This is a genomic window from Pseudomonas bharatica, assembly GCF_048586865.1.
GTDB lineage: Bacteria > Pseudomonadota > Gammaproteobacteria > Pseudomonadales > Pseudomonadaceae > Aquipseudomonas > Aquipseudomonas bharatica.
Map to the genome: position 1 here is coordinate 37,628 of NZ_JBMAWR010000033.1, position 10,888 is coordinate 48,515.

8 protein-coding genes are annotated in these 10,888 nt (G+C 65.0%); 4 read left to right on the forward strand and 4 right to left on the reverse strand.

The features are described from left to right. Positions 1-37: 37 nt before the first annotated feature. Positions 38-379: a YggL family protein gene (locus ACKLLE_RS25425; protein WP_009404533.1), complete on the reverse strand. Its 342-nt coding sequence runs from the start codon at positions 377-379 to the stop codon at positions 38-40. 216 nt (positions 380-595) lie between these two features. On the opposite strand from ACKLLE_RS25425, the gene dacB reads away from it, so the two are divergent. Further along, entirely contained in the window at positions 596-2,050 is a 1,455-nt protein-coding gene (gene dacB / locus ACKLLE_RS25430; RefSeq protein ID WP_009404531.1) for a D-alanyl-D-alanine carboxypeptidase/D-alanyl-D-alanine endopeptidase, read from the forward strand. 122 nt (positions 2,051-2,172) lie between these two features. On the opposite strand, the gene ACKLLE_RS25435 is transcribed toward dacB, so the two are convergent. Both ACKLLE_RS25435 and rlmKL read right to left on the reverse strand, forming a co-directional pair. Beyond that, positions 2,173-4,551 carry a sensor domain-containing diguanylate cyclase gene (locus ACKLLE_RS25435; protein ID WP_420059394.1) on the reverse strand — a complete coding sequence of 793 codons (2,379 nt, stop codon included), beginning with the start codon at positions 4,549-4,551 and terminating at the stop codon, positions 2,173-2,175. A gap of 99 nt (positions 4,552-4,650) precedes the next feature. Next, on the reverse strand, positions 4,651-6,843 hold the full coding sequence (gene rlmKL / locus ACKLLE_RS25440; protein WP_420059395.1) for a bifunctional 23S rRNA (guanine(2069)-N(7))-methyltransferase RlmK/23S rRNA (guanine(2445)-N(2))-methyltransferase RlmL: 2,193 nt from the start codon (positions 6,841-6,843) through the stop codon (positions 4,651-4,653). Positions 6,844-7,394: 551 nt separating this feature from the next. On the opposite strand from rlmKL, the gene rmf reads away from it, so the two are divergent. Further along, positions 7,395-7,610 (forward strand): ribosome modulation factor, encoded by a 216-nt coding sequence (rmf, locus tag ACKLLE_RS25445; RefSeq protein ID WP_009404525.1) that lies wholly within the window; start codon positions 7,395-7,397, stop codon positions 7,608-7,610. Between the two features lie 226 nt (positions 7,611-7,836). Here rmf and ACKLLE_RS25450 read toward each other — a convergent pair whose 3' ends face one another. Then, entirely contained in the window at positions 7,837-8,862 is a 1,026-nt protein-coding gene (locus ACKLLE_RS25450; RefSeq protein WP_420059396.1) for a quinone-dependent dihydroorotate dehydrogenase, read from the reverse strand. Between the two features lie 157 nt (positions 8,863-9,019). Between ACKLLE_RS25450 and ACKLLE_RS25455 the strand changes: the two genes are divergently transcribed. Beyond that, positions 9,020-10,210 (forward strand): CmpA/NrtA family ABC transporter substrate-binding protein, encoded by a 1,191-nt coding sequence (locus tag ACKLLE_RS25455; protein WP_420059397.1) that lies wholly within the window; start codon positions 9,020-9,022, stop codon positions 10,208-10,210. A gap of 14 nt (positions 10,211-10,224) precedes the next feature. After that, entirely contained in the window at positions 10,225-10,800 is a 576-nt protein-coding gene (locus ACKLLE_RS25460) for an ANTAR domain-containing response regulator (protein WP_009404519.1), read from the forward strand. Positions 10,801-10,888 lie beyond the last annotated feature (88 nt).

Genomic DNA, 10,888 nt, shown 5'->3' on the forward strand with positions numbered 1-10,888 from the left:
GCAGCGCGGCAGCCCATGGGCCGCCGCGCTACGTTCATCAGGCCTTGTTGATCGGCTTTTCCGGGTACCAGGCGTCGACCAGCGGGCCGACCTCGATGCTGGTCAGTTCGCTGCGGCCCTTCAGCCAGGCTTCGACGGCAGCGCGCTGCTCTTCGCTGACCGAGCCACGCTTGGCCAGGCAGACCAGGCCGAAATCGTCACCGCCAACATAGTCCAGGCCGTTGGCATCCATGGCTTCGGCCAGGAATGCATCGAGGAAGGCGTCGATGGCTTCATCGCTCAGGTCTTCCTTGAAGCCCAGGTTCAGCTCGAAACCCAGTTCCTGGAATTCGTCTACACAGAGCTTTTTGCGCAGACGGCGGGAACGGTTGGTAGCCATGAAACAATCCTCTTGAGTAATAACGCCGCGCACTTTACCAGTTTCGCCTTCCTTATGCCCGGGAAAACCCGACAAAACCGTAGCAGGCATGCGTATCGCAACGCACACCGGCACAGGCTTGGGGCATAATGCGCGCTATCATTTTTGCCAGTCGGGGCCATCATCTTGTAAAGCCCCGTTTCAATTCACCCTTCTGCGTGCAGGGTTCCAGTGCTTATGACCCCATCCCTTCGTTCGCTGTTGTTCGCCGGCCTGCTTCTGCCCTTCGCCTTGCCGGCATCCGCCGCACCCGCCAATTCCAGCCTGCCGCCCAAGGTGCAGCAGGCGCTCAAGGCCAACAAGCTCGACGATTCCGCCCTGTCCCTGGTGATGATCCCGCTCAACGGCCCGGGCACCCCGACCATTTTCAATGCCGACGTCTCGGTCAACCCGGCCTCGACCATGAAGCTGGTCACTACCTACGCCGCCCTGGAAATGCTCGGCCCTACCTACCAATGGAAAACCGAGTTCTATGCCGACGGGCCGCTGAGCAACGGCGTGCTCAACGGCAACCTGTACCTCAAGGGCGGCGGCGACCCCAAGCTGAACATGGAAAAGCTCTGGTTGCTGATGCGCGACCTGCGGGCCAACGGCGTGCAGACCATCACCGGCGACCTGGTCCTCGACCGCAGCCATTTCATCCAGCCGCAACTGCCGCAGTTCAACGATGATGGTGGCGACGAGAACAAGCCGTTCCTGGTCAAGCCCGACTCGCTGCTGGTCAACCTCAAGGCGCTACGCTTCGTTGCCCGCAATGACGGTGGCCGGGTCCTGGTTTCGGTGGAGCCGCCGATCGCCAGCATCCGCATCGACAACCAGGTCAAGGCCGTGGCCGGCAAGCAATGCACGGGCGATGTGCGCTACAACCCGGTGCAACAGGCCGACGGCGTCAGCGTGACCGTAACCGGCCAGCTCGCCGAAGGTTGCAACTCGCAGACCTACCTGTCGCTGCTCGACCACCCGACCTACGCCGCCGGCGCGGTGCGGGCGATCTGGAGCGAGCTGGGCGGTACCATCCAGGGCCGCAACCGGGTCGAGGAAGTGCCAAAGAACGCGCGCCTGCTGGCCCGTGCCTTCTCGCCGGACCTGGTGGAGATCATCCGCGACATCAACAAGTACAGTAACAACACCATGGCCCAGCAACTGTTCCTCAGCCTTGGCGCGCGCTACCGCACCGATGCCGACGGTGACGACGCCCGCGCCGCCCAGCGGGTGGTGCGGCAATGGATGGCGAAGAAAGGCATCATCGCCTCGCACCTGGTGATGGAGAACGGCTCCGGGCTGTCCCGTGCCGAGCGGGTCAGTGCACGGGAAATGGCGACCATGCTGCAGGCCGCCTGGAAGAGCCCGTACGCCGCCGAGTTCATCAGCTCGCTGCCGTTGACCGGCATGGACGGCACCATGCGCAAGCGTCTGAAGCGCACGGCGATGGCCGGGGAAGCGCATATCAAGACCGGCACCCTGAACACCGTACGGGCGATCGCCGGGTTCAGCCGTGACAGCAACGGCACCACCTGGGCGGTCACGGCGATCCTCAACGACCCACGCCCCTGGGGGGCTTCGGCGGTGCTGGACCAGGTATTGCTGGAGCTGTACAAGCAGCCGAAGGCGGCACTGGCAAGCCAGCCCTGAGGTTTTTCGCTGTTGCTGATGGCCTCATCGCCGGCAACGCCGGCTCCCACAAGTATCGAATACACCGCCAAACCTGTGGGAGCCGGCGTTGCCGGCGATGAGGCCGGTATGAGCAATAAAGATCAGGGCTGCTCGGCCTCGACCCGGTCCCGCCCGCCCTGCTTGGCCGCATAGACACCCGAATCAGCCCGCAGCAGCAAGGCATCAGCCCCTTCCCCCGGTCGCCAGCCGGCCACACCGAAGCTCGCAGTCACCCGCCCTACTCCCTCCACCGGCACGCTGCGCACGCCCTGCCACAACTCCAGCGCCAGCGAGTGCGCCTGGCTGGCATTGCTGCCCGGGCACAACACCATGAACTCCTCCCCGCCCAACCGACAGAACACATCGGTACGCCGCAGCCGGTTGCTGATGCGCTGGCACAGGCTCTGCAATACCAGGTCGCCCACCGCATGGCCGAAGTGGTCGTTGATCTGCTTGAAGTGGTCGATATCCAGCATGATCACCGCCAGGTCCTGGCCACCGCGCTGCGCACGCTCCAGTTCGGCCTTGAGTCGCTCCTGGAAATAGCGGCGGTTGTGGATGCCGGTCAGCGAGTCGGTGACAGACAGCGCGCGCAGTTCCTCTTCGACCCGTTTCAGATCGGAGATGTCGGTGAGATAGCCGTGCCACAGGGTCCCGCCATTGGCCAGCCGCTCCGGCGTCGCTTCGCCGCGCACCCAGCGCACGCCGGCCTTGGGCAGGTTGACCCGGTATTCCTCGCGCCAGGGCGTGAGTTGCGCGGCGGAGTCGCGGATCGAGCTGCGCACCCGCACCAGGTCATCGGGATGGATCCGCTCGAACACCGTGGTTGCGTCCTGCCTGAGCAACTCGGGCTCGACCTCGTAGATGTCCCGCAGGCCCTCGCTGGAATAGCTGAAGCAGGAACGGCCATCGGGATCGAGACGGAACTGATAGATGCCGCCTGGCACCTGGGCCGTGAGTTTCTCCAGCAGGCGATCGCGCGCTTCCAGCGCCTCGTGCACGCGCTTGCGCTCGGTGATGTCGATGCAGATCGCCAGGTGCCCGACCCATAGGCCGTATTCATCCAGCACTGCGGTCACCAGCATGTTCGCTGGCAGCAGGCTGCCGTCCTTGCGCCGCAGCGTCCATTCGCCCGGCTCCTGGTCCGCCGGAGACACGTCGTCGTCCAGCAGGGCCTGGCTGCCGCTGATCTCCCGGCCGAAACGCAGGCTCATGGAGCGCGCGCGCTCCTGGACTTCCTCGGGCAGCAGCAGGCTTTCCAGGGTCAGCTTGCCCAGCGCCTCGGCGGCGCTGTAGCCCAGCATGCGCTCGGCACCGGCATTGAAGGTGCTGATCACCCCGTGCAGGTCGGTGGCGATGATCGCGACCTGGGTGGCAGCATCGAGGACGCTGCGCAGCTGGTTGTGGGTATCGCGCAGGCTTTGTTCGCTGATGCGCAGCTCGGCGGTGCGCTGCTCCACCAGGGTCAGGGCGCGCTGCCGCTGGCTGAACAGGCTGAACAGCAAGGCGCTGAGCAACAGGCTCAGCAGGCCGCCGACGAAGGCCACGCCCATGGCCGAGGAGCGATTGTCCTGAAGAAATTCCTGACTGGGAGACATATCCAATTGATAGGTACGGTCGGCCAGATGCAGGACCTTGCGCACCTGCAACGATGATTCAGCAGCCTGGTTGCCCGATTCGAACAGCGATTCCGGCCCGGACGGCGACGACAGATCGAGAATCCGCACCACCAGGTTGTCCTCGGCGGCACTGGGCAGGCCGTCGGCCATCAACTGGCGCATGCTCAGCACCGCCATTACATAGCCCTTGGGTTCCCCGCCGCTGGCACCGGCGGCAAACACCGGCGCAACCATCAGCATGCCGCGGGTATAGGCCGGCGCCACGCCGATCAGGTCGAGTGGCGCGGAGGCGGCCATGGAACCGGGGGTGCTGGCGCGTTGCACGGTGTCGCGACGCAGCGGCTGGGACAGCAGGTCGAAGCCCAGCGGCGGAGGCAACTGGCTGAGGGTCTGGCTGAACAGCACCGGATAGTACAGGGGCCGCGCCGGCGACGGTTGCAGCACCCCGCCCTCACCGACTTCACGGATGCTGAAGTCCTGGCCGAACAGCCTGCGCCCCTGGCGCTCGAAACCCGCGCGTTGCTCCGCGCTGACCCGTGGCGCCCAGGAGTACGCCTGGGAGCGGTGCAGCAAAGGGCCGACATAGCCGTCGAATTCGTCGCGGGTGATTTCCTGGGCGTAGACGAAGAACCGGCGCAGGCTGTCCAGGCGTTGCACCTGGTCTTCCATGCGCTCTTCGATGCGGCTATAGCGCTCGTTGGCGAGCAACTCGAAACGCTGCGTCAGTTGCTGCTGGGAAAGCTTGCTGGCGGCGAGCGCGAGCAAGGCGGTCAGCAGGCCGCCAACCACCAGGGCGACGAAGGCCACCAGCCAGGCGGACACTTCTTCGCTGATAAAACCGAGCATTTTCGGCTTCGACATGGGCAAGCACTCAGGACGCCAGCCGGTAACGGCTCTCAGGGCTCTCTTCAATAATAGCCAGTCGCCACACTCGCGAGAGCCCCTCGGTCGTCATTCGGATCACCGGGCCTGGATGCGCCAGGCCCGATGGATCTTGCTGTTGCGTGCAAAATCCGGGTCCAGGGTGGTGGCGCTGATTTCCTCGACGGCGTAACGCGCCTGCAGGTGCTCGTCGAGCTGGAACTTGCGGAAGTTGTTGGAGAAGTACAGCACGCCCCCCGGCGCCAGGCGGGCCATGGCCAGGTCGAGCAGCTGCACGTGGTCGCGCTGCACGTCGAACACCCCTTCCATGCGCTTGGAGTTGGAGAAGGTCGGCGGGTCGATGAAGATCAGGTCGTACTGCTCGCGGTTGCCCTGCAGCCAGGCCATCACATCGCCCTGCTCCAGGCGGTTCTTGTCCGAGTAGCCATTGAGCGACAGGTTGCGCCGCGCCCAGTCCAGGTAGGTTTTCGACAGGTCGACGCTGGTGGTGCTGCGCGCGCCGCCCTTGGCTGCGTGCACGCTGGCCGTGGCGGTGTAGCAGAACAGGTTGAGGAAGCGCTTGCCGGCGGCCTCGCGCTGGATGCGCATGCGCATCGGGCGGTGGTCGAGGAACAGGCCGGTGTCCAGGTAGTCGGTCAGGTTGACCAGCAGCTTGACCCCGCCTTCGCTGACTTCGAGGAATTGTCCCTGGCTGTTCTGCCGCTCGTACTGGCGGGTGCCGCTCTGCCGCTCGCGGCGCTTGACCACCACCTTGCTCTGATCCACGCCCAGCGCCTGCGGGATGGCCGCCAGCGCATCGAACAACCGGGCCTGGGCCTTTTCCGGATCGACCGAACGCGGTGCGGCGTATTCCTGCACATGCACCCAGCCCTGGTAGAGATCGACAGCCAGGGCGTACTCGGGCATGTCGGCGTCATACAGGCGGTAGCAGGTGATGTGCTCGCGCTTGGCCCACTTGCCCAGTTGCTTGAGGTTCTTTTGCAGCCGGTTGGCGAACATCTGCCCGCCCTCGCTCAGGCGCGCCGGCTCGGCGGCAGCGGCCTGGGCCGGGCGCTCCTGGTCCTGGTTGCGCTCGGCGCTGCGGCGCTCGCCGGTTACGAACTGGTCCGGTTGCACCTTGATCAGCAGCAGCTTGCACGGCAAGGCGCCGTTCCAGAACGCATATTGCTTATGGCTGCGAATGCCCATGCGCTTGCCCAGGTCCGGGGCACCGGTGAACACCGCCGCTTCCCAGCCGAGACAGGCCTGGCGCAGGCGCTCGCCAAGGTTCTGGTAGAGGTAGAGCAGGCTGGCTTCGTCGCCAAGGCGCTCGCCGTAGGGCGGGTTGCTGATCACCAGGCCTTTCTGGTTCTGGTCCGGGCGCGGCTCGAAGGTACCGACTTCGCCCTGGTAGATCTTGACCCAATCGCTCAGCCCGGCGCGCTCGACGTTATTGCGCCCCGGCTGGATCAAGCGCGGATCGGCTTCGTAACCGCGGATCCACAGCGGCGGACGGGCCAGCCCGGCTTCGGCACGGGCGCGGGCTTCGTCATGGACCTTGCGCCACAGCGCCGGCACGTGGCCGAGCCAGGAGGTGAAGCCCCAGCGCTCGCGCTTGAGGTTGGGCGCGATATCGGCGGCGATCATCGCTGCTTCGACGAGGAAGGTCCCGACACCGCACATCGGGTCGGCCAGGGCTCCGCCCTCGGCGGCGATGCGCGGCCAGCCGGCGCGGATCAGCACGGCGGCAGCGAGGTTTTCCTTGAGCGGCGCGGCGCCCTGCTGCAGGCGGTAGCCGCGCTGGTGCAGGCTGTGGCCGGACAGGTCGAGGGACAGGATGGCCTCGCCACGCTCCAGGCGCAGGTGCACGCGCAGGTCCGGGTTGAGCTTGTCGATCGACGGCCGCTCGCCCTGGGCGTTGCGCAGCTTGTCGACGATGGCGTCCTTGACCTTGAGGGCACCGAAGTGGGTGTTGTCGATGCCCGAACCGTGGCCGCTGAACTCCACGGCCAGGGTGCCGGCGGCGTCCAGGTGCTCCTGCCAGTCAACATCATGGACGCCGTCGTACAGGTCGTCGGCGTTCTTCATATCGAAGCGCTTGAGCACCAGCAGCACGCGGTTGGCCAGGCGCGACCAGAGGCACAACCGGTAGGCGGTTTCCATATCGGCCGAGCCGCGCAGGGCCGAAGTGTGCTCGCGCACATCCTCCAGGCCGAGGCCGCGGGCCTCATCGGCAAGCAGGCCTTCCAGGCCTTTGGGACAGGTGAGGTAGAGTTCGAAACGGTCCGACATGGGTCAAGTCCAGCCTTGTAGTGAAGAAGCGAACGCATCGCTCTCCAGAGTTTGATCGGGTGCCTTCCGCAAGCACCCGAGTGGCACTGGCTTTGTACGATAAGTACAAACCCGATATGCCGGGCCACCCGCGATGCCTTTTCGCGGACAGCAAAAAGGCTTTGATCGCCAGGCAGAACGAAAAATTCTGTTGCTGAAGGATGCGAATGCGACCCTTCGTCGTTTAGTCGGTCAGCGCCGGAAAACCTTCGCGGCGATGGCCTTTTGCTGCAAAGGCCGGGTAACTCCTGATGATAGTTGGCTTTACCCGAGATCTGCCTCTGACGCAATTTTTTACTTATCCCCTCACCCATGGAAAGGTTACGTGCTTATGACAATTCGTTCGTTCACACGCTTCGCCCCATTGGTTAGAACTCAACTCAGGTCGTGACCGCAACGGTACGACACTTCTGCTCGCCACGCCGGCAGCGAGCGCACACCGGCAGAAAGAATCTGCCCGACCTCAACGAGGTCGACGGGACATTACAGTCAACAAATGAGGGCAGTACCCTATGAGAAGACTTAAGCGTGATCCGTTGGAAAGAGCATTTTCACGTGGCTACCAATACGGAGTCACCGGCAAATCCCGGGAGCTTTGCCCCTTCACCCTACCGTCGGTGCGCCAGGCATGGATCAATGGCTGGCGCGAGGGACGGGGCGACAACTGGGATGGAATGACCGGCACCGCAGGTATCCATAGACTCAACGAAGTTCACGCCGTTGGCTGATCGAGGAGCGTAACCGTTTCAACCGTTTTACATGCGCGCCCTATCCGGGCGGCGGGCTAAGGCCCAGGGGCCCCTTTCGGGGCCCTTTTTATTGGCTTCGAAGTGCCTGCGCGACGATCATGCTGCGTTGAAGACAGGCTCGGAATGCTCATTGACAACCAGTCAACTCCGCTTCCGAGCCTGTCTTCGCCTTGCCTGATCGCCGCGCAGACCCTTCTCTTACAAATTATCTTCCGGGCATCGCGGCGATGGCATCTACCGACTCACGGATCAACGCCGGGCCCTTATAGATGAAGCCGGAGTAGATCTGCACCAGGCTCGCACCGGCTGCGATCTTCTCGGCCGCATGGCGACCTTCGGTGATACCGCCCGCCGCGATGATCGGCATGCGCCCGGCCAGCTCGCCCGCCAGGACCTTCACCGTGTGGGTGCTCTTCTCGCGCACCGGGGCACCGGACAGGCCGCCCGCTTCGTCGCCATGCTCCAGCCCTTCGACACCTTCGCGGCCGAGGGTGGTGTTGGTGGCAATCACCGCATCCATTCCCGACTCCAGCAGGGCCGAGGCGACCAGCGCGGTTTCCTCGTCGGTCATGTCCGGCGCGATCTTGATCGCCACCGGGACGCGCTTGCCGTGGTTCAGGGCCAGTTCTTCACGGCGCACGGCCAGGGCGTCCAGCAGTTGCTTGAGCGAGTCGCCGAACTGCAGGCTGCGCAGGCCCGGGGTGTTGGGCGAGCTGACGTTGACGGTGATGTAGCTGGCATGGTTGTAGACCTTGTCCAGGCAGATCAGGTAGTCGTCCACGGCGCGCTCGACCGGGGTGTCGAAATTCTTGCCGATATTGATGCCCAGCACGCCCTGGTAGCGAGCGGCGCGCACGCGCTCGATCAGGTTGTCCACGCCGAGGTTGTTGAAGCCCATGCGGTTGATGATCGCCTCGGCCTGCGGCAGGCGGAAGATCCGCGGCTTCGGGTTGCCCGGCTGCGGGCGCGGGGTCACGGTGCCGATCTCGACGAAGCCGAAACCGAGCTGGGCGAAACCGTCGATGGCCGCGCCGTTCTTGTCCAGGCCAGCGGCCAGGCCCACCGGATTGGGGAAGTCCAGGCCCATGACCTTCACCGGCAGGCGCGCCGGCGCCTTGGTCAACAGTCCGTTGAGGCCCAGGCGGCCGCCGGCACCGATCAGGTCGAGCGACAGGTCGTGGGAAGTTTCCGGGGACAGTTTGAACAACAGCTGGCGGGCCAGGGTATACATGGGCGGGCTTGGCTCAGGATTTGGAGAGGTGGCGATTATAGCCATGGCGGCGGTTGCATGACAGCGCCTTGGCATATGGGTTGCTTGAGCGCCTGCATGGGGCCGGCGCCGTGCGCGCATCGGCCAAGCGCTTTACCTGCCGGGCGACTGCACTGCGATGACCGATTTTTCTCCCTCCCCCCTGGCATGGCTGCATGGCAGCGATGCACCGGAAAAAACCAGCCTGAACATCGGCTTCATGGCCCTGAGCGACTGCGCGCCGCTGGTGGTGGCCGCCACCCAAGGCTTTGCCCAGCCCCACGGCCTGACCCTCAACCTCAAGCGCCAGACCTCCTGGGCCGGGCTGCGCGACGGGCTGCTCAGCGGCGAACTGGATGCCGCCCATTGCCTGTATGGCCTGACCTACGCGGTACACCTGGGCATCGGCGGCGTTGCCCCGACGTCCATGGCGGTGCTGATGGGCCTGAACCACAACGGACAGGCGATCAACCTGTCGCCGGACTTGCAGGCGATTGGCGTGACCAGCCCTGAGGCACTGGAACGTCACGTGCACCAAAGTCGGACAAAACTGACGTTCGCGCAGACTTTTCCCACAGGCACTCACGCCATGTGGCTGTACTACTGGCTCGCCAGCCAGGGCATTCACCCTTTGCAGGACGTCAACAGCGTGGTGGTGCCACCGGCGCAGATGGTTGCGCACCTGCGTGCCGGACGCATCGACGGCTTCTGCGTTGGCGAGCCCTGGTCGGCCAATGCGGTGAACCAGCGCATGGGCTTTACCCTGGCCACCAGCCAGTCGATCTGGCCGGACCACCCGGAAAAGGTCCTGGCGAGCACCGCCGGCTTCGCCCGGCAATACCCCAACAGCGCTCGGGCGCTGGTCGCCTCGGTACTCGCCGCCAGCCGCTTTATCGAACAAAGCCCGGAAAACCTGCGGGCCACCGCACGCCTGCTCAGCGCTGAAAACTATCTTGATGCGCCGCTGGCGGACATCGAACCGCGCATGCTGGGCGACTACAGCGACGGCCTCGGCAATCACTGGCACGATGCCCACGGCCTGCGCCTGCACGACGATGGCCGGGCCAACCTGCCATGGCTTTCGGACGGCATGTGGTTCATGACGCAGTTCCGCCGCTGGGGCCTGCTGCGCGACGACCCCGACTACCTCGCGGTCGCCCGCGAGGTGCAGCAACTGGGCCTGTACCGCGATGCGGCGACCAGCCTGGGCATCGACTGTCCCGTGGCGTCGATGCGCAGCAGCCAATTGATCGATGGCAGCGTCTGGGATGGCAGCGACCCGCGCGGCTACGCCCATGGCTTCCGCCTGCATGCCCTGTCCGGCCAGTAACGGGAGTTGCCCTGATGCTGCGAATCCTGTTGATCGACGACACCGAAAAAAAGGTCGGCCGCCTGCGCACGGCGTTGGTCGAGGCCGGCTTCGAGGTGATCGAGGCGTCCGGCCTGACCATCGACCTGCCGGCGCGCGTCGAAGCGGTGCGTCCGGACGTGATCCTGATCGATACCGAGTCACCGGGCCGCGACGTGATGGACCAGGTGGTGCTGGTCAGCCGCGACCTGCCGCGGCCGATCGTGATGTTCACCGACGAGCACGATCCGGCGGTGATGCGCCAGGCGATCCAGGCCGGGGTCAGCGCCTATATCGTCGAAGGCATCCATGCCCGGCGCCTGCAACCGATCCTCGACGTGGCCATGGCCCGCTTCGAAAGCGACCAGGCGCTCAAGGCCCAGCTCCAGGCGCGCGACCAGCAACTGGCGGAGCGCAAGCGCATCGAACTGGCCAAGGGCCTGCTGATGAAGATGAAGGACTGCGACGAAGAACAGGCCTACACCCTGATGCGCCGGCAGGCCATGAGCAAGCAGCAGAAGCTGGTGCAGGTGGCGGAGCAGATCATCGCGATGCATGACTTGTTGGGTTGAGGTGTCCTTCAGCCTGTGCTGTCGCGCAGAGAACCGTTCCAAAGCACGACGCGTACCCTGTGGGAGCGGGGGGGGGGGGGGGGGGGGG